This is a genomic window from Pararhodobacter sp., from assembly GCF_034676075.1.
Classification (GTDB): domain Bacteria; phylum Pseudomonadota; class Alphaproteobacteria; order Rhodobacterales; family Rhodobacteraceae; genus Pararhodobacter.
Genome location: NZ_JAUCCQ010000080.1, coordinates 1 through 17,425, shown reverse-complemented (window position 1 = coordinate 17,425; position 17,425 = coordinate 1). Strand labels below are relative to the sequence as shown.

The following is a 17,425-nucleotide window of genomic DNA, read 5'->3' as shown; positions in this document are numbered from 1 at the left end:
CCTGTAGCCCCCTTGCCCCTGATCATCCCCATACCCCCGCCACGACGCTTGACAGAGCCCCTCGCCCCCGCCATGTCTGCGCGCATGTTCGGGAACCAGACCCTCTTCAACCGACGCCGACTCCGCCCCCAGACGGCGGGTCTTCGGGCTGCGCGTCGGTCAGCGGTTTCTGGCGCGGTTGCCTGCCTGTCGTAGGCGCCCCGGACGAAACCCCTCCGATCCGCGTTCCTGAACCCCCGCAGCCCTCGGCTCCGGGGGCTTTCTCTGTCCCGAACCAAGGAAGATCCTCATGAGCATTCGTACCGGCATCGTCGGCATCAGCGGTTTTGGCGGCGGGGAAGCGCTGCGCCTGATCGCCAGCCATCCCTCGTTCGAGCTTGTCTACGCCGCGGGCGAGGGCAGCGCGGGCGCGCGCCTGATCGACCGTTTCCCGGGCGTGCCGCGGGCGCTGGCCGATACCGTGATCCAGAAATGGGATCCCGAGACGCTGCCCGAGCTCGATCTGCTCTTCGCCTCGCTGCCCACCGGCAAATCGGCCGAGGCGCTGGCCCGCGTCCCCGCCCGCGTGAAGATCGTCGATATCGGCGGCGATCACCGGCATGTCGCGGGCTGGACCTATGGGCTGGCCGATGTCTGGCCCGAGCGGATCGCGGGCCAGAGCCGCGTCGCCAACCCGGGCTGTTTTCCGGTCGCGACCCTGACTGCGCTGGCGCCGCTGCTGGCGGGCGGGCTGATCGACACCGGCAACATCGTGATCGACGCCAAGACCGGGATCTCGGGCGCCGGGCGGGGGGGCGGCGACGGCCGCTTCGGCTTTGCCGAGACCAACGAGAACCTGATCCCCTACGGCCTGCTCCGCCACGTCCATATGCCGGAGATGGAGACGACCATCGCCCAGCTGGGCGGGGCGAGCGCCACGGGGCTGGTGTTCACGCCGCATCTGGTGCCGATGACCCGGGGGCTGCTGGTGACGATCTATGCCCGCGGCCGGGCCACGACCGAGGAGTGCCTTGCGGCGGCGCGGGCCTTCTATGCCGAGCGGCCCTTCGTCCGGGTGACGGACCAGCCGCCGCAGAGCAAATGGGCGAGCGGCTCGAACCTCGCCTTCGTCAGCTATGCCGCTGATCCCGCGCGCAATCTGGTGATGGCGTTGGGGGTGGTGGACAACCTCGGCAAGGGGGCGGCGGGCCATGCGGTGCAGAACGCGAACCTGATCTTTGGCCTGCCCGGGACCGCGGGGCTGGAGGGCGCGCCGCTCTGGCCGTGAGGCCCGGCGCGGGTCCGGCCGCTCGCATCCCGGCGGGCGGCCGGACAGGACCCCGGACCGCGGAGGCTGCGTTCAGGGCGACAGGCTGCTAGGAGACAGGCGGCAGGAGCCCCGATCCATGACCCGACAACCGTTTCAATCCTATATGATCTGCACCGTCCCCCGCAGCGGCAGCACGCTTCTGTGCAGCCTGCTGGACGCGACCGGGGTGGCGGGCGTCCCGGATTCGCACTTCCACGTGCCCTCGCTCGACGGCTGGCTGGAGGAATATGGGTTGAAACGGGCGGGGTTCGCGTCGGATCTGGACGCGCTCAGGGCCGCCTTCGCCGCCGCCGTGGCCCGTGGCAAGGGCGAGAGCGACCTCTTCGGCTTGCGCCTGCAGCGCGGGAGTTTCGACTTCTTCCTGGCGCAGCTGAAACGGCTGTTCCCCGGGCCGATGAGCGACCGGGCCCGGCTGGAAGCGGCCTTCGGTCCGACGCTCTTCATCCATCTGTCGCGGTCCGACCGGCTGGGGCAGGCAATCTCGCGCCTGCGGGCGGAACAGACGGGTCTGTGGCATCGCAACGCGGATGGTTCGGAGAGGGAGCGCCTGGCGCCGCCACGGGACGCGCGGTACGACAGGGCGGCGCTCATCCGCCACATGGCCCTGCACAAGGCGCAGGACGCGGCCTGGGAGGGCTGGTTCCGGCAGGAGGGGCTGACGCCCCTGCGGCTGCGCTACGACGCGCTGGCGAAGGACCCGGGACAGGTGCTGGCGCAGGTGCTGGCGGCGCTGGGGCTTGACCCCGCGCTCGCCCTTTCGGTCGAGCCGCCGACAGCGAGGCTTTCGGACGCGCTCAGCCAGGACTGGCGGGATCGCTTCGAGCGGGAGGCCGGGGAATGGTCCACGCCGTCAGATCCTGAGGGCGGCGGCTGATCCTGGGGCAAGGCGCCGGATGAGCCGCGCGCTTTGCCGGCGCAGGGTCCGGGCCACTAGCGCGGATCGGCCTGCAATCGGGATGGCGGGGACGCAGGCTCTCGCCCCCCCAATTCCGCAGGTTGAGGCGGAGGGCAGTCTGGCGTAACGCTGGCGGCGAGGGAGGCCTTCATGAGTTTCGCAGACAGTTACCTCGGGCAGATCAGGGCTCTGGTGGGTCACCGGCCGCTGCTGGTGATCGGCGTGCGGGTGGTGATCGAGGATGCGCAGGGCCGCGTCCTGATCCTGCGGCGGCAGGATACCGGCGACTGGGGGCTGCCTGCGGGGGCCATGGAGCTGGGGGAATCGCTGGCAGAGGCGATGCGGCGCGAGGTCCGGGAAGAGACGGACCTCAGCCTCGGCGAGATCGAGGTCTTCGGCATCTCCTCGGACCCGGGCACCGAATGCTTCACCTATCCCAACGGCGATCAGGTGCAGGGCGTCTCGATCCTGGCCCATGCCAGGGCGCCGGGCGGCACGCCTGCCTCGAACGACGGCGAGGCCGCGGGGTTCCGCTTCGTCGACCCCGTGGGGATCCCGGCCGAGGGCTTCACCCGGCCCGAATACCCCTCGCTTCAGGCCTTCCTGCGCTGGCGCGAGACCGGCCGCTTCCAGTTCTTCTGACAGAAAAGGCCCCTCCCCCATGGATGCGTTCCTCGGATTGAGCCCGCTTGCGCTGGCCTTCATGGCCCTCGTGGTCTTTGCCTCGGCCTTCATGCGGGGCTATTCCGGCTTTGGCTATCCGGTGCTGGTGGTGGCGGCCGGGGCCTTCGTCACCAACCCGCTGGCGCTGGTGCCGATGGCAGTGCTGGGCGATCTGGTGCTCTGCCTGCAACATGGCCGCGCCGCCTGGCCCGACATCCACTGGCCGACCGCCTGGCGGCTGTCGCTGGGCGCGCTGCTGGGGCTACTGCCGGGGCTGTTGATCCTGCCGCATGTCGACGAGGCGACGGCCCGGATCGCCATTTCGGGGATCGTGCTGCTGGCGTCGCTGGTGATGCTCAGGGGCTGGGTGCTGCCCCCCGGCGCGGGCAAGGGCGCGACGCTGGGCATGGGCGTGGTTTCGGGGCTGGTGGCACCGGCCGGGGTCGCGGGGCCGCCCGCGGTGATGGTCACCGCCGCGCTGGGGCTGGCGCCTTTGGTGTTCCGGGCGACGCTGCTGGCTTATTTCGTGCTGCTCGACGGCATGACCTTCGTGCAATTCGGGCTGGCCGGGAAGATCGACACGGCGGTGCTGATCGCCACCGCCGCCTCGGTCCCCTTCGTGGTGCTGGGCAGCTGGTGGGGCGCAAGGCTGGCCGTCGGCGCCGACCCCGCCCGCTTTCGCCGCATCACCATCGGCGTGCTGATGGTGATGGCGGCAATCGGCCTGATCCGGGCGCTGGTCTGACAGCGCCCGGAAGCGGTCAGGCGGCCGATTTGGCGGTCACCGGCTCGCGCGGCTGGACCTCGTCGCCGAAGGCCTGCATCTGGTCATCGGCCCAGAAGCGGACGTCACGGCGGCGGACACTCTCGCGGTTGGCCTTCATGCGGCCGCGGCGTTCCTCTTCCGGCATGGCCAGGGCGTATTGGATCGCCGTGTCCATCGACTTGTGCGAGAAGGGATTGGTGTGCACGGCCGAGGCCAGCTCGACCGCGGCCCCGGCGAATTCCGACAGCACCAGCACCCCGTCGCCATCGCCCCGCGCGGCGCAGAATTCCTTGCACACCAGGTTCATCCCGTCCGCCAGCGGGGTGATCCAGGCCACATCCGCCGCCTGATAATAGGCGACCAGCTCGGTAAACGGCACCGGGCGCGAGATCAGCGCCACCGGCTGCCAGTCGAAGCTGCCGAAGCGGCCGTTGATCTTGCCCGCCAGTGCCTCAAGATCGTGCTGGATTTCCTCGTAGGCGGTCATATTGGAATTGGCGGCGACCGAGACATGCATGAGCCGCACCTTGCCGCGCAGATCGGGGCGGGCCTCCAGCAGTCGCTCGAAGCTTTGCAGCTGCTCGATGCCGCCCTTGGTGTAATCGGTGCGCCCGACCGAGAGGATCAGCCGCCGGTCGCGCATCTGCTGGCGGATCTGCGCCAGCCGCTCGGCCGTCTCGTCGCTGGCCGCGACCTTGCCGATATAGCCGGCATCGACCCCGACCGGGCTGGCCTGCAGCCGCACGATGCGGCCCTGATAGCCGATCTCGGTCACCACGCTCTGCTCCGACAGCGCCGTGGTCTCCGCCGAGAATTCGGCCGAGACCTTCTCACGCTTCAGCGTCTCCACCTCCAGAAGCGAGCGCGCGGCCGAGACGAAATTGTTGGCATAGCGCGGGATGTGGAAGCCCACGACATCGCAGGTCAGCAGGCTTTCCAGGATCTCCTTGCGCCAGGGCAGCACGTTGAAGAGGTCGGCGTTCGGGAAGGGTGTGTGGTGGAAGAAGCTGATCTTCACGTCCGGGCGCAGGGTGCGCAGATAGCCCGGCACCAGCCAGAGGTTGTAGTCGTGGATCCAGACCACGGCACCCTCGGCCGCTTCGGCGGCGGCGGCCTCGGCGAAGGCCCAGTTCACCTCGCGGAAGGTCGGCCAGTCGACGGGGTCGTAATTGTAGCGCTCCTTGAAGCCGTGCAGGATCGGCCAAAAGGCCTCTTTCGACGAGACATGGTAAAAGCTCGTCACCTGCTCGGGCGTCAGCGCCAGGCGCGAGACGGTGTAATGGCCGTATTGGTCGTCGATCTCGACCACCCGCTCGAAATCGGGGTTCGAGGGGTCGTCGGCGTGTTTCCAGGCAATCCAGGCGCCCTTGTCGACCCGGCCGAAGAAGCTTTTCAGCGTCGGCACGATGCCGTTGGGGCTGCGGTTCTCGCGGAATTCGATCTTTCCGTCGATCTCGACTTCTTCATAGGGCTGGCGATGGTAGACGATAACGAGGTTCGAGGGCATGTCAGGCTCCGGTCGGAAGGGCGTGAAGGTCAAAGGCGGCGACGGCTTCGAGGATGCCGGCGGCGCCGGGGGCGCGGGCGTGGTGGACGGTCCTCACCCCGGCAAGCGCGCGGGTAAGGGCCGGTTCCGACTTGCCCACCGCCACGGCGGGCAGGCCCGAGGCGAGCATGCTGAGGTCGTTCAGCGTGTCCCCGGCGCAGAGGACGCGGTCCTCGGGGATGCCCAGATGCGCCACCAGGCGTCGGATCGACGGCCCCTTGGAGATGCCTTTCGGCAGCACGTCGAAGAAGCGGTCGTCCGAGATCAGCCAGTCGAGGCCCAGCGCCTCGACCTTGGCCTGGGCGGAGGGGTTGAAGGCCTGGGCGTCGAGGTCATAGCTCACCCGGTAGCGGAAGGCCGTGGGTTGCAGGCTGAGGCCCGGATGCCCGGCCAGCGCCGCGCGGACCCTGGGGCCGCTGTCGGCCCAGGCGGCGGCGATCTCGGCCTCCAGTTCCGGCAGCGGCGCGATGCCGTTGGCGGTCACCTCGGCGATGGTCGTGCCGACATCGCCCACCACGTATTCGGGCCAGGGCAGCCCCCGCTCGCGGCACATCGACAGGATGAACTCCGGGTCGCGGCCGGTGACGAAGATCAGGCCGATGGAGGCGCGGTTGGCCTCGATCCAGCCATAGAGGCGGTCGCGGTCGGCGTCGCTGCCGCCAAGGAAGGTTCCGTCAAGGTCGGTCGCCAGCGTGAAACGGCGCGCGGCGATCGGGGGAACAGAGGAATGCAAATCTGGAGCAAGCACGGGTGATGGGGCCTCCTGCTGGGGGAGCCTGCAAAGGTCGATCCGGTTGTCAGATGCGCGCCCAGTTTGCCCCGGGTCGGGGCGTTGCGGCGGGGGCAGAACACGCAGGCAGCGCGTCGCGCGGGGGGAAACGCAGGCAAAAGGCCCGCTCGGATCCGCCGCCGGACCCTTTCTCTAGACTAGGGCAATCGTCCCTCAGTGCAACCCACAATTGCTGCATTGCGGCGCCACTCCTTGAAAAACAAGCATAAAAAGTGCTGTTAGCGCCATTTTTCGACCCGGGGACCGCGGGGTTGATTTTACATACCTCACGGTCTAATAAATACCCATGACCGCGTCACCCGCCCCCCGCCGCCGTGGCCGCCCGCCGCTTGAACCCGCCGATCAGGCGGCGCGTCAGGCGCTGATCCGGGCCGGACTGCGGCATCTGACGGAATTCGGCTATGGCGCCGCGGCGCTGGATCAGATCCTGGCGGCGGCCGGGGTGACGAAGGGCTCGTTCTACCACCATTTCCCCTCGAAAGCGGCCTTCGGCGCCGCGCTGATCGAGGCCTATGGCGAGTATTTCCGCAGCCTGCTGGCCCGCTCGCTGGAGCGCCGCGATCTGTCGCCGCTCGACCGCCTTGCCGCCTTCGCGGCCGAGGTCGAGGCCGGGATGGAGGCGCATGACTACCGGCGCGGCTGTCTGGTCGGCAATCTGGGGCAGGAAGTCACCGCCCTGCCCGAGGATTTCCGCGAGCGGTTGCAGGCGGTGCTGGCGCTCTGGCAGCAGGACACCGCCCGTTGCCTGCGCGCGGCGCAGGAGGCGGGGCAGATCGACGCCTGCGAAGACCCCGAGGCCCTGGCCGCGCTGTTCTGGATCGGCTGGGAGGGCGCGGTGATGCGCGCCCGGCTCGACCATGGCCCGGCGCCCCTGCGTACATTCATCGCCGCGTTCCTGCGGCTCGTCACCCGGAAGGATCCCTCATGACCCGCGCCATCCTGATCGACAAGACCGACGACGGCCAAAGCGCCAGCCTGACCGACGTCACCCTGCCCGCGCTGGAGGACGGCCAGGTCGCGGTCGAGGTCGCCTATTCGACGCTGAACTACAAGGATGCGCTGGCGCTGACCGGCGCCGCGCCCGTGGTGCGCAGCTTTCCGATGGTGCCGGGCATCGACCTCAGCGGCATCGTCCGCGAGAGCCGCGCGCCCTCGCTGCAACCCGGCGACCGGGTGGTGCTGAACGGCTGGGGCGTGGGTGAGAAGCACTGGGGCGGGCTGGGCGAACGCGCGCATCTGAACGCCGACTGGCTGGTGAAACTGCCCGACGGGATCAGCCTGAAACAGGCGATGGCGATCGGCACCGCCGGGTATACCGCCATGCTCTGCGTCATGGCGCTGGAGGCGCATGGCCTGACGCCTGCCTCGGGCGAGGTGGTGGTGACCGGCGCCTCGGGCGGGGTCGGCAGCGTGGCTGTGGCCCTGCTGGCGGCGCGCGGCTACCGGGTGGCGGCCGTCACCGGGCGGATGGCCGAGGCCGGGTATCTGACCGGGCTGGGCGCGACCTCGGTCCTGGACCGGGCGGAACTGACCGGCACCCCGCGCGCCCTGGGCAAGGAACGCTGGGCGGGCGCGGTCGATGTGGCGGGCGGCGTGGTGCTGGCCAATGTCCTGTCGATGATGGCCTATCGCGGCGTCGTGGCGGCCTGCGGTCTGGCGGGCGGACGCGACCTGCCGACCACCGTCACCCCCTTCATCCTGCGCGGGGTGACTCTGGCGGGTGTCGACAGCGTCATGTGCCCGCGGCCCGACCGGCTGACCGCCTGGCAGCGGCTGGCGAACGAACTGGACATGAGCAAGCTCGAGGCCATGCTGACCGAGGTGCCGCTGGCCGAGGTCCCCGCCGTGGCGCCGCGCTTCCTGGACGGTCAGGTCCGCGGCCGGATCGTGGTGCCGGTCAACCCCGCGCTGAGCTGAGCGCACACAACGGGTCATGAACGGCTGGTCGCCGGGCGCGCGAGGGTTTATCTCCGCCTGCGACGGACGGCGCCTTGCCGCCCCGCGCCAGCCACCCGGTCCGGTCAGGATCGCGGGAGCCGACAGCCCCTCTCGCGCCCCGGGATCCGCCCGGGCCTTCAAGGACATGACCATGGAACCGATCATCACCCGCCACCGCCACGAGATCCGGCGCCGTCAGCTGACCGTGCACTCGGTCAGCGAACTGACGCCGCACATGATCCGCATCGTGCTGGAAGGCGAGGATCTGGCCGATTTCACCAGCCTCGCCCCCGATGACCACCTGAAACTGCTGCTCGACACCGGGGCCGAGGCGCCCGAGATGCGCGACTACACGCCGCGCAGCTATGACAATGACGCCCGCCGTCTGGTGGTCGATTTCGCCGTGCATGACGCGGGTCCGGCCACCGCCTGGGCGCTGGGCGCGGCCAAGGGCGACACGATCACCGTGGCGGGGCCGCGGGGCTCGGCCGTGGTGGCGCCGGTCTTCGACTGGTATCTGCTGATCGCCGACGAGACCGGCCTGCCCGCCATGGGCCGCTGGGTCGAGGAACTGCCCGCCGGGGTGCAGGTGGTGACGCTGGGCGCCGTCCCGGGCGCGGCCGACGAGCAGGTCTTCCAGACCGCCGCCAGCCACCGCGCCCATTGGGTCCACCGCCCGGTGAGCGAGGCCGCCGACCCGGCGCCGCTGCTGGAGGCCGCGCGCGCCCTGACCCTGCCCGCGGGCAAGGGCTTCGTCTGGATCGCCGCCGAGGCCAAGGTCGCCCGGACGCTGCGCGATCATATCGAGGGCGAGAAGGGGCATCCCAAGGCCTGGATCAAGGCGGCGGGCTATTGGATCCTGGGCGAGGCCGACGCCAGCGACAAGGCGCTCTCCTGACCGCAAGCCCTTGACGCGGCGGGCTTTTGGCGATTGTTTGACCGGCAGGATCGGGGGAATACCATGAAGATCGACCTCAATTCCGACCTGGGCGAAAGTTTCGGCCCCTGGTCGATGGGTGACGACGCGGCGATGCTGGATGTCGTCACCTCGGCCAATATCGCCTGCGGCGGGCATGCCAGCGACCCCGAGACGATGTTCACCACGCTCAGGACCGCCGCGGCCAAGGGCGTCGTGATCGGCGCCCATCCGGGCTATGCCGACCGCGAGGGCTTCGGCCGCCGGGTCATCCCCATGGCCCCGGCCGAGCTGGGCCGCATGGTCGCGGCGCAGGTCGGCGCGCTGGTCGGCGTCGCGGCGCTGGCGGGGGCGAGGGTGCGCTATGTCAAGCCGCATGGCGCGCTCTCGAACCACGCGGCCGACGACCGGGCGGCGGCGGATGCCATCGTCGCGGCGGTCAAGGCGCTGCCCGGCGATCTGGCCTTCCTCGCCATCTCGGGGACCGAGCTGGAGCTGGCCGCGCGGGCCGCGGGCATCCCGGTCTTTGCCGAGATCTTCGCCGACCGCGGCTATCTGCCGAACGGCCGCCTCGTGCCCCGCTCGCAGCCGGGCGCCATGATCCATGACCCGGCCGAGGCGGCGGAGCGGCTCCTGCGCTTCCTCGATACCGGGCGCATGGCGGTGGTGGGCGGCGATCCGATCCCGCTCGACGCGGCCTCGATCTGCGTGCATGGCGACAGCCCCGGCGCCGTCGCCATGGCGCGTGAGGTCCGGGCGCGGCTCAGCGCAGCGGGCGTGAGCCTCGCGAGTTTCCTGTGACCGCGCCGCGTTTCACCCCGGTGGCCGACCATGCGCTGCTGGTCGAATTCGCCCGGGCGCTGGACGACGCGGCGCATGCCGCCGTGCTGCGGCTGGATGCGGCCCTGACCGCGGCGCCCTGCCCCGGGATCCGCGAATGGGTGCCCGCCTTCGTCAACCTGCTGGTCGAGTTCGACCCCGCCGTGACCGATCACGCAAGGGTCGAGGCGCATGTCACCGGCCTGCTGGATCAGGCAGCGGCGCCTGACCACACCCCCGTCACCCATGAGGTCGGCGTCTGCTACGAGGCGCCTTTCGCCCGCGATCTGGCGGCAGTGGCGGAGAAGACCGGCCTTTCCACCGACGCCGTGATCGCCGCGCATCTGGCGGGGGATTACCGCGTTTACCTCTACGGTTTCGCGCCGGGCTACGCCTATATGGCCGGGGTGCCGCCGGAACTGCGTTTGGACCGCAAGACGGCGCCGGTGCGGGGCATCGCCGCGGGCTCGGTGATCGTGGCGGGCGCGCAATGCCTGATCACCACGCTGACCATGCCGACCGGCTGGTGGATCCTCGGCCGCTCGCCGGTGAAGGTGCTGACCGGCGACGAGGACCGGCCGTTCCTTTTCGGCGTCGGCGATCGGGTGCGGTTCCGCCGCCTGTCGCTGGCCGAGTTCGAGGCAGAGAACGGGGCATCCCATGGCTGAGGCGGTTTTCCGGGTGGTGCAGGCGGGGCCGCTGGTCAGCGTGCAGGATGGCGGGCGGCCGGGGATGATGCGCTTCGGCGTCCCGGCCTCGGGCGGGATGGACCGCAAAGCGCTGGCGCTGGCCAATCTGGCTTTGGGCCAGCCCGAGGGCTCGCCGGTGATCGAGGTCTCGCTGGGTGGGCTGACGCTGGAATGCGTCTCGGGCCGGGTCAGCCTCGCCGTGACCGGCGGCGCCTTCGTGGTCGAGGCGGGCGGGCACAAGACCGGATCGTGGCAGGTGCTGACCATCGAGGCGGGCGAGAGGCTGGTCATCCGCCGCGGGCATTGGGGCGCCTGGGCCTATCTGGCCTTTGCCGGGACCCTGCAGGCGCCGCGCTGGCTGGGGAGTGCAGCGACGCTGGCGTCGTCGAACCTGGGCGGCGGGGTGCTGAAGGCCGGGCAGGACTGGGTCGTGGCCGAGGCAGAGGTCCTGCCGCCGCGCGACCTGCCCCGCCCGGTCAGCGCCCGCCCCCGCCGGGGCGTGCATGTGGTCATGGGCCCGCAGGCCCATTGCTTCGCGCCTGAGGCGCTGGAAGCTTTCGCCACCGGCCCGTGGTTCCTGACGCCGCAGGGCGACCGGATGGGCGTGCGGCTGAAGGGCCCGGCGCTGGCGCTGGGGGACGCGCTGTCGATACCGTCCGAGCCGATTGTCCGGGGCTCGGTGCAGGTGGCGGGCGACGGGGTGCCGGTGGTGCTGCTGGCCGATCACCAGACGACCGGCGGCTATCCCAAGATCGCCACCGTGCTGGACGACGACCTCGATGCCTTTGCCCAGCTGCGGCCGGGGGATGGGGTCGCCTTCACGCCGATCAGCGCCGAGGAGGCCGCGGCCCTCGGCCGCTTCCGCGCTGAACGCTGGGCCGAGTACAAGGCGCGGATGCGGGAAAGGACGGGCGAGGCGGTCGGCTGACAGCCACGGCGGCGGGTGACGGGGTGCACCCGCAGGGACGAGCAGCCTGCCCCCGGGGTCTGCCGCGGACTCAGCCCTCGCCGCTCCCGGCCATTGCCGGCATGCGGGCATTGGTGCCCAGAAGCGCGCCCAGATCCTCGATCGCCTGCGACGCGCGGCGACCGGCCTCTTCCAGCGCGCGGGCCAGATGCTCGGCCCCGTCGCCCTCCAGCGGGCCGTGGCGCAATTGCTCGGCGCCGCTGGTCGACAGATCCGCCACCGCCGCCAGCACGCGGAATGCCTCGGTCAGCTGGCGCTGAGCCAGGACGCCCGGATGCGGCGCCGCCAGGGGCGCGCCGTCGAGCGGGGCGCCGAAGCGGGTCGAGAGGACCAGCAGCGATTGCACCACCCCGTCGCGCCATTCCAGCGGCAGGATCTCGATCTCCCAGGCGCTGCGGACGCCGTCGGTGCGGAAGGTGCCGACGAATTCGCAGGCCTTGCCGGCAAAGCCCACCTCGACCGCGGCCTTGGCGGCGGCGTGGTCCTCGCCTTCCCAGAATTCGACCCAGAGCTGGCCGCAGACATCCTCACGCGTGGTGTCGAGCAGGTCGAGGCCCCGGCGGTTGATCGCGGTCACCTGACCGTCCCGGTCGATCACCTTGGCGCAGACATCCGAGCGCTGCATCAGGAGGCCCACAACCGTGGACAGCGCCTCGGCACCGATAGCATCCTGAGCCGGTGTCACCCACGCCCCCTGACAGAATTCAAGATCGTCAAATGTAGCATCCGGAAGTTGCAATTCAAAGCCGCAATTCGCGTCGACCGGCGGGCTCCCGCCCATGCGGCCAGGCGTTCGCGCGCTGCGGGCGCTTGCCTCGGCTGCCCGGCTGCCGCAGGATCGAGGGCCCGAGCACCGGGTCTTGCGAGCATGCCATGAGCTTTCTCTGTTCCCTGCCGCTGGCAGCCACGCTGTTTCAGCTCTGCGCCGCGCCGCCGCCCTTTGCCACCGGCTATGTCGAGGGGATCTACACGCTGGTGGCGCCGGTGCAAACCGCCCAGGTGGCCGAGGTGCTGGTGGCGCGCGGCGACAGGGTCGCGGCGGGCGCCGTGCTGGCGACGATGGAAAGCCGCGACGCCGAGATCGCCCTGGCCGAGGCAGGGGCCAATCTGGCCCGGGCCGAGGCCGCGCTCACCGACCTGCTGCAGGGCGCGCGGCCCGAGGAGATCCGGGTGATCGAGGCCAATCTCGTCTCGGCCCGGGCGCAGCGGGACGAGGCCCTGCGGCGGCGTGAGCGGTTCACCGAACTCGCCGACCGGGGGGTCGCCACGGATGCCCAGCTCGATGATGCGGTGACCGCGGTCGAGGTGGCCGACGCGGCCGTCGCCCAGATCGAGGCGCAGCTGGCTGTGGCCCGCCTGCCCGCCCGTCCCCAGGCCATCGCCCAGGCCGAGGCCAGCCAGCGCGCAGCCGAGGCGGCGCGCGACCGGGCGCAATGGGCGCTCGACCAGCGGGTCCTCAGCCTACCGATGACGGTCTCGGTGGTCGATGTCATCCGCCAGCCCGGCGAGATCGCCGGTCCCTCGGCCCCGGTGCTGTCGGTGCTGGGCGAAGGCGCGGTGAAGCTCAGGCTCTATGTCCCCGAGGCGCGGGTATCCGGCATCCGGGTGGGTGACACGCTGGCCGTGCATTGCGACGGCTGTGCCGAGGGGCTGCGCGCGCGCATCACCTATATCTCGGACCAGCCCGAATTCACCCCGCCGGTGATCTACTCGCTCGAGAACCGGCAGACGCTGGTCTATCTGATCGAGGCCGCGCCCGAGGACGGCACGCGCCTCAACCCCGGTCAGATCGTCGATGTGGCCCTGCCCGGCCGACCGGAATGAGCGAGCCCGCGATCAGCGTCAGCGGCCTGACCAAGCGGTTCGGCGCCCGCACCGTGGTCGATGCGGTGACGCTGAGCGTCGCGCGGGGCGAGATCATGGGGTTTCTCGGCCCCAACGGCTCGGGCAAGACCACGACCATCCGCATGATGTGCGGCCTGCTGGAGCCGGACGAGGGCGAGGGGCGGGTTCTGGGCCTCGACATCCGGCGCGAGCGCGGCGCGATCAAGCGGCGGGTCGGCTACATGACGCAGAAGTTCAGCTTCTACGAGGATCTGACGATCGAGGAGAATTTGCGTTTCGTGGCCGGGCTTTACGGAATGAAGCCGGTACGGGACGCGGTGCGTGACACGCTGGAGGATTTGGGCCTGACCAGCCGCAAGGGCCAACTGGCAGGGAAGCTCTCGGGCGGGTGGAAGCAGCGGCTGGCGCTGGCGGCCTGCGTCATGCACAAGCCCGACCTGTTGATGCTGGACGAGCCCACGGCGGGCGTCGATCCCAAGGCGCGGCGCGAGTTCTGGGACGAGATCCACCGGCTGGCGCAGGGCGGGCTGACGGTGCTGGTGTCCACGCATTACATGGACGAGGCCGAGCGCTGCCACCGCATCGCCTATATCAGCTACGGCCATCTGATCGCCCAGGGCACGGTGCCCGAGGTGGTGCGTGATGCCGGGCTGACCACGCTGGTCCTGACCGGTCCCGGCACGGCCGAGGCGGCGCTGCGGCTGAAGGGCGCGCCCGGCGTCGATCAGATCGCCCCCTTCGGCGCGACGCTGCATGTGGTGGGCAAGGACGGCGCGGCGCTGGCCCGGACGGTGGCCGAGGTGGCGGCGGCGACCGGCTGCCGGGCGGAACCGGCCGAGACCTCGCTGGAAGACGTGTTCATCCAGCTGATGGGCGCCAGCACGGACAACATGGCATGAGAATCGGCTTTTCCCTCGGGCGGCTCAGGGCGCTGCTGGGCAAGGAAACCATCCAGATGCGCCGCGACCGGCTGACCTTTGCCATGATGCTGGGCGTGCCGCTGGTGCAGCTCATGCTCTTCGGTTTCGCCATCAACACCGACCCGCGCGAACTGCCCGCGGCGCTGGTCGCGCCGACGCAGGACCGTTTCACCCGCGCCATGGTCAGCGCGCTGGAGCTGACCGGCTATTACCGCTTCATCGCCCCCGACGCGACGGCCGAGGCCGCCGAGACCCTGATCGCCCGGGGCGATGTCAGTTTCGTCGTCACCGTCCCCTCGGATTTCGGCCGCCGGATCGAGCGCGGCGACCCGGCGCAGATGCTGATCGAGGCCGATGCGACCGACCCCTCGGTGGCCTCGGGCGCCATCTCCACCCTCTCGACCGTCGCCGCCTCAGCTCTGGCTCGCGAGGCGGGCCAGCCGCCCGCCGCCGCCCCGGTCGAGATCGTCGTCCACCGCCGCTACAACCCCGAGGGCATCACCCAATACAACATCGTCCCGGCGCTGCTGGGGGTGATCCTGCAGCTGACCATGGTGATGATGACCTCCATGGCCCTGACCCGCGAGATCGAGCGCGGCACGATGGAGAACCTGCTGTCGATGCCCGCGACTCCCCTGGAAATCATGCTGGGCAAGGTCCTTCCCTATCTGGCGGTGGGCGCGGTGCAGGTGGTCGTCGTGCTCTTGGCGGCGCGGGTCCTGTTCGGGATCCCGCTGGTCGGCTCGCTGTCGCTGATATTGGGGGGCGTCTTCCTCTTCGTGCTGGCGCTGGTGATCCTGGGCTATCTGATCTCCACCGTGTCGCGGACGCAGATGCAGGCCATGCAGGTGACGTTCTTCTTCTTCCTGCCCTCGCTGATGCTGTCGGGCTTCATGTTTCCGTTCCGGGGCATGCCGCTTTGGGCGCAATGGCTGGGCGAGATCTTTCCGCTCACCCATTTCCTGCGGCTGATCCGTTCGGTCATGCTGAAGGGCGCGACCGCGGCCGAGGTCGCAGATTCGCTGGCGGCGCTGACGCTCTTCGTGCTGGGATTCGCGCTGGTCGCCCTCTTCCGCTTCCGCCGGACGCTGGACTGAAGAAGGCGGGTCTGAGCGCTTGACCCCGCCCCCCGGCCCGGGCGATCACCCGGGGCAAGCAACGGGAGGAGCCGCCATGCAATTCGCCACAATCCATCACGAGGGCGCCCTGCGCTTCGGTCTGGTCGAGGGGGGCGTCCTCCACCTCGCCGCCCCGGGCGAGACGCTGCGCCAGCATCTGGCGGGCGATCTGGCCGCACTGGCGGACCGGCTGCGCGCGGCCCCTGCCCTGCCGCTGGACGGCATCCGCTATGCCCCCGTCATCCCCGACGCGCCGCAGGTCTTCTGCATCGGCCTGAATTACCGCGATCACCGGGCCGAGACGGCGGGCGCCATCCAGAAGGATTATCCCAAGGAGCCGATCGTCTTCGCCCGCTGGGCGACCTCGCTCGCCGGTCATGGCGAGGATCTGCCCAAGCCCGCCAATTCCGATAGCGTCGATTTCGAGGCGGAACTGGCGGTGATCATCGGCAAGGGCGGACGCCATATCGCCAGAGCCCAGGCGATGGAGCATGTCGCGGGCTATGCCTGTTTCAACGACATCTCGATGCGCGACTGGCAGATGAAGGCGGGGCAATGGACGCCCGGCAAGAACTTCCCCAAAAGCGGGCCGCTCGGCCCGGTGATGGTCACGCCCGAGGCCGTGGGCCCCCTCGATGACCTGACGATCCGCTGCCTGCTGGACGGGGCGGTGATGCAGGAAAGCACGCTGGGACATCTGCTGTTCGACATCCCGACGCTCATCGCCTATTGCAGCGAGTTCGCCGAATTGCAGCCGGGCGACGTGATCGCCACCGGCACACCCGGCGGCGTCGGCTTCGTGCGCAAGCCGCCGGTGCTGCTGGAACCCGGCAAGCGCGTGGTGGTCGAGATCGAGCGCGTCGGCCGGCTGGAGAATGCCATCGTCGCCGAATAGCCCGGCTCATCCGGCGCGAAAACAGGGCGCACGGATTCACCTTACGTTGACTCTCGGCTGGTAGCCTCGGGATCTGACCGACCGGAGGACCCATGCCGAGAGTATTGATTGCAGGCGGTGGCATCGGCGGTTTGGTGACCGCCTTGACGATGCACCAGATCGGCGTTCCCTGCACCGTCTTCGAAACGGTCCGCGAGTTGCGCCCCAAGGGCGTGGGCCTGAACCTGCAGCCGAATGCCGTGCGCGAACTCTACGACCTGGGCGTCGCCGGGGCCTCGCTCAACTCGGTCGGCGTGCCGTTGCAGGAATGGTCACTGGTGGCACGCAACGGCCAGGTGATCGTCTCGGAACCGCGCGGGCTGGTGGCGGGCTACCGCTGGCCGCAATTCTCGGTCGACCGCGGGCTTTTGCACATGCTGCTCTATCACCTGGTGGTGCGCCGCATGGGGGCCGAGACGGTGGTGCTCGGCGCCCGCGCCCGGGGCTACCGGCAATCGGGGCGACAGGTGACGCTGCTGCTCGACGACGGGCGCGAGGAGACGGGCGATGTGCTGATCGGCGCCGATGGCATCCATTCGGCAATCCGCGCGCAGATGTACCCCGACCAGCCGCCGCCGAACTGGGGCGGGGCGGTGCTCTGGCGCGGCGTCACCCGGGCCAAGCCGCTGCGGGGCCGGTCCACCTTCATCGGCACGGGCGCAGGCGACAAGCGCGTCGCCGTGTTCCCGATCTCGCATCTGGGCAGCGACGGGTTGGCGCGGATCAACTGGATCGGCGGCCTCCGCATCGAGGATCACGCCGCGCGCCGGCACGGCAGCTGGTTCAACCCGGTCGATGCCGCCAGTTTCACCCCGCTTTTCGAGGATTGGGCGCTCGACTGGATCGACGTGCCGACGCTGATGCGCGGGGCGGATGCGGTCTATGAGAACCCGCTGCTGGACCGCGACCCGATCCCGACCTGGCGCGACGGGCGGGTGGTGCTGCTGGGCGACGCGGCCCATCCGATGCTTCCGGCGGGCTCGAACGGGGCCAGTCAGGCGATCATCGACGCCCGGGTCCTGGGCGCGGCGATGGTCGAACGCGGGGTGACGGCCCGGGCGCTGCACCATTACGACGACCAGCTTTGCGGGCCGGTCTCGGCCCTGGTCATGCGCAACCGCGACGAGGGTCCGTTCGAATTGCTGCGCATCGTCGAAACCCGCGGCGGCAGCGATTTCGACTCGATCGACGCGGTGATCCCGCAGGCCGAGCGCGACGAATTCATGGCCCGCTACAAGATCGCCTCGGGCTTCGCGCGGGAGGTCCTGAACGCCTCGCCCCCGCTGATCGCCCCCGGCGCCCAGGTCGCC

The 17,425-nt window shown here is 70.2% G+C and carries 18 protein-coding genes; 15 read left to right on the top strand and 3 right to left on the bottom strand.

What is annotated here, in order from left to right; translation table 11 throughout:
- Positions 1-289: 289 nt before the first annotated feature.
- The 4 genes from argC (at position 290) to VDQ18_RS16895 (ending at position 3,612) form a co-directional block, all read left to right on the top strand.
- Positions 290-1,267: an N-acetyl-gamma-glutamyl-phosphate reductase gene (gene argC, locus VDQ18_RS16910; protein WP_323022094.1), complete on the top strand. Its 978-nt coding sequence runs from the start codon at positions 290-292 to the stop codon at positions 1,265-1,267.
- 118 nt (positions 1,268-1,385) lie between these two features.
- Positions 1,386-2,183: a Stf0 family sulfotransferase gene (locus tag VDQ18_RS16905; protein ID WP_323022093.1), complete on the top strand. Its 798-nt coding sequence runs from the start codon at positions 1,386-1,388 to the stop codon at positions 2,181-2,183.
- Positions 2,184-2,354: 171 nt separating this feature from the next.
- Positions 2,355-2,846: an NUDIX domain-containing protein gene (locus tag VDQ18_RS16900; protein WP_323022092.1), complete on the top strand. Its 492-nt coding sequence runs from the start codon at positions 2,355-2,357 to the stop codon at positions 2,844-2,846.
- A gap of 19 nt (positions 2,847-2,865) precedes the next feature.
- Complete coding sequence (locus tag VDQ18_RS16895) at positions 2,866-3,612, top strand: sulfite exporter TauE/SafE family protein (RefSeq protein ID WP_323022091.1); 747 nt, start codon at positions 2,866-2,868, stop codon at positions 3,610-3,612.
- A gap of 16 nt (positions 3,613-3,628) precedes the next feature.
- On the opposite strand, the gene ggpS is transcribed toward VDQ18_RS16895, so the two are convergent.
- Positions 3,629-5,140 carry a glucosylglycerol-phosphate synthase gene (gene ggpS / locus VDQ18_RS16890; RefSeq protein WP_323022090.1) on the bottom strand — a complete coding sequence of 504 codons (1,512 nt, stop codon included), beginning with the start codon at positions 5,138-5,140 and terminating at the stop codon, positions 3,629-3,631.
- A gap of 1 nt (position 5,141) precedes the next feature.
- Positions 5,142-5,927 carry an HAD-IIB family hydrolase gene (locus tag VDQ18_RS16885; RefSeq protein ID WP_323022089.1) on the bottom strand — a complete coding sequence of 262 codons (786 nt, stop codon included), beginning with the start codon at positions 5,925-5,927 and terminating at the stop codon, positions 5,142-5,144.
- A gap of 328 nt (positions 5,928-6,255) precedes the next feature.
- Here VDQ18_RS16885 and VDQ18_RS16880 point away from each other — a divergent pair, with 328 nt between their 5' ends.
- The 6 genes from VDQ18_RS16880 to VDQ18_RS16855 all read left to right on the top strand — a co-directional run bounded on the left by VDQ18_RS16880 (position 6,256) and on the right by VDQ18_RS16855 (position 11,259).
- Positions 6,256-6,897, top strand: coding sequence for a TetR/AcrR family transcriptional regulator (locus VDQ18_RS16880; RefSeq protein ID WP_323022088.1), 642 nt, complete (start codon positions 6,256-6,258; stop codon positions 6,895-6,897).
- On the top strand, positions 6,894-7,886 hold the full coding sequence (locus VDQ18_RS16875; RefSeq protein WP_323022087.1) for an MDR family oxidoreductase: 993 nt from the start codon (positions 6,894-6,896) through the stop codon (positions 7,884-7,886). Before VDQ18_RS16880 ends, VDQ18_RS16875 begins: the two co-directional genes overlap by 4 nt.
- Before the next feature lie 172 nt (positions 7,887-8,058).
- The gene (locus VDQ18_RS16870; RefSeq protein WP_323022086.1) at positions 8,059-8,805 is read left to right on the top strand and encodes a siderophore-interacting protein; all 747 of its coding nucleotides are present in this window, start codon (positions 8,059-8,061) and stop codon (positions 8,803-8,805) included.
- Positions 8,806-8,868: 63 nt separating this feature from the next.
- Positions 8,869-9,624, top strand: a complete 756-nt coding sequence (locus tag VDQ18_RS16865; protein WP_323022085.1) for a 5-oxoprolinase subunit PxpA — start codon at positions 8,869-8,871, stop codon at positions 9,622-9,624.
- Entirely contained in the window at positions 9,621-10,310 is a 690-nt protein-coding gene (locus tag VDQ18_RS16860) for an allophanate hydrolase subunit 1 (protein ID WP_323022084.1), read from the top strand. Before VDQ18_RS16865 ends, VDQ18_RS16860 begins: the two co-directional genes overlap by 4 nt.
- Complete coding sequence (locus tag VDQ18_RS16855; RefSeq protein WP_323022083.1) at positions 10,303-11,259, top strand: biotin-dependent carboxyltransferase family protein; 957 nt, start codon at positions 10,303-10,305, stop codon at positions 11,257-11,259. The genes VDQ18_RS16860 and VDQ18_RS16855 overlap by 8 nt, the downstream gene beginning before the upstream one ends.
- Before the next feature lie 70 nt (positions 11,260-11,329).
- Here the strand turns inward: VDQ18_RS16855 and VDQ18_RS16850 are convergent, their stop codons facing one another.
- Positions 11,330-11,983 carry a PAS domain-containing protein gene (locus VDQ18_RS16850; protein WP_323022082.1) on the bottom strand — a complete coding sequence of 218 codons (654 nt, stop codon included), beginning with the start codon at positions 11,981-11,983 and terminating at the stop codon, positions 11,330-11,332.
- Positions 11,984-12,171: 188 nt separating this feature from the next.
- On the opposite strand from VDQ18_RS16850, the gene VDQ18_RS16845 reads away from it, so the two are divergent.
- The 5 genes from VDQ18_RS16845 to VDQ18_RS16825 all read left to right on the top strand — a co-directional run.
- Positions 12,172-13,122 (top strand): HlyD family secretion protein, encoded by a 951-nt coding sequence (locus tag VDQ18_RS16845; protein WP_323022081.1) that lies wholly within the window; start codon positions 12,172-12,174, stop codon positions 13,120-13,122.
- On the top strand, positions 13,119-14,042 hold the full coding sequence (locus tag VDQ18_RS16840; RefSeq protein ID WP_323022080.1) for an ABC transporter ATP-binding protein: 924 nt from the start codon (positions 13,119-13,121) through the stop codon (positions 14,040-14,042). Before VDQ18_RS16845 ends, VDQ18_RS16840 begins: the two co-directional genes overlap by 4 nt.
- On the top strand, positions 14,039-15,160 hold the full coding sequence (locus VDQ18_RS16835) for an ABC transporter permease (RefSeq protein WP_323022079.1): 1,122 nt from the start codon (positions 14,039-14,041) through the stop codon (positions 15,158-15,160). The genes VDQ18_RS16840 and VDQ18_RS16835 overlap by 4 nt, the downstream gene beginning before the upstream one ends.
- A 76-nt stretch (positions 15,161-15,236) precedes the next feature.
- On the top strand, positions 15,237-16,076 hold the full coding sequence (locus VDQ18_RS16830) for a fumarylacetoacetate hydrolase family protein (RefSeq protein WP_323022078.1): 840 nt from the start codon (positions 15,237-15,239) through the stop codon (positions 16,074-16,076).
- Between the two features lie 92 nt (positions 16,077-16,168).
- Positions 16,169-17,425 (top strand): flavin-dependent oxidoreductase (locus tag VDQ18_RS16825; RefSeq protein ID WP_323022077.1); only part of this gene is annotated, 1,257 nt, incomplete at its 3' end.

Coding starts and splice junctions, on each gene's coding strand:
- argC (WP_323022094.1), top strand. CDS start 290: ATGAGCATTCGTACCGGCATCGTCGGCATCAGCGGTTTTGGCGGCGGG.
- VDQ18_RS16905 (WP_323022093.1), top strand. CDS start 1,386: ATGACCCGACAACCGTTTCAATCCTATATGATCTGCACCGTCCCCCGC.
- VDQ18_RS16900 (WP_323022092.1), top strand. CDS start 2,355: ATGAGTTTCGCAGACAGTTACCTCGGGCAGATCAGGGCTCTGGTGGGT.
- VDQ18_RS16895 (WP_323022091.1), top strand. CDS start 2,866: ATGGATGCGTTCCTCGGATTGAGCCCGCTTGCGCTGGCCTTCATGGCC.
- ggpS (WP_323022090.1), bottom strand. CDS start 5,140: ATGCCCTCGAACCTCGTTATCGTCTACCATCGCCAGCCCTATGAAGAA.
- VDQ18_RS16880 (WP_323022088.1), top strand. CDS start 6,256: ATGACCGCGTCACCCGCCCCCCGCCGCCGTGGCCGCCCGCCGCTTGAA.
- VDQ18_RS16875 (WP_323022087.1), top strand. CDS start 6,894: ATGACCCGCGCCATCCTGATCGACAAGACCGACGACGGCCAAAGCGCC.
- VDQ18_RS16870 (WP_323022086.1), top strand. CDS start 8,059: ATGGAACCGATCATCACCCGCCACCGCCACGAGATCCGGCGCCGTCAG.
- VDQ18_RS16865 (WP_323022085.1), top strand. CDS start 8,869: ATGAAGATCGACCTCAATTCCGACCTGGGCGAAAGTTTCGGCCCCTGG.
- VDQ18_RS16855 (WP_323022083.1), top strand. CDS start 10,303: ATGGCTGAGGCGGTTTTCCGGGTGGTGCAGGCGGGGCCGCTGGTCAGC.
- VDQ18_RS16845 (WP_323022081.1), top strand. CDS start 12,172: ATGAGCTTTCTCTGTTCCCTGCCGCTGGCAGCCACGCTGTTTCAGCTC.
- VDQ18_RS16840 (WP_323022080.1), top strand. CDS start 13,119: ATGAGCGAGCCCGCGATCAGCGTCAGCGGCCTGACCAAGCGGTTCGGC.
- VDQ18_RS16835 (WP_323022079.1), top strand. CDS start 14,039: ATGAGAATCGGCTTTTCCCTCGGGCGGCTCAGGGCGCTGCTGGGCAAG.
- VDQ18_RS16830 (WP_323022078.1), top strand. CDS start 15,237: ATGCAATTCGCCACAATCCATCACGAGGGCGCCCTGCGCTTCGGTCTG.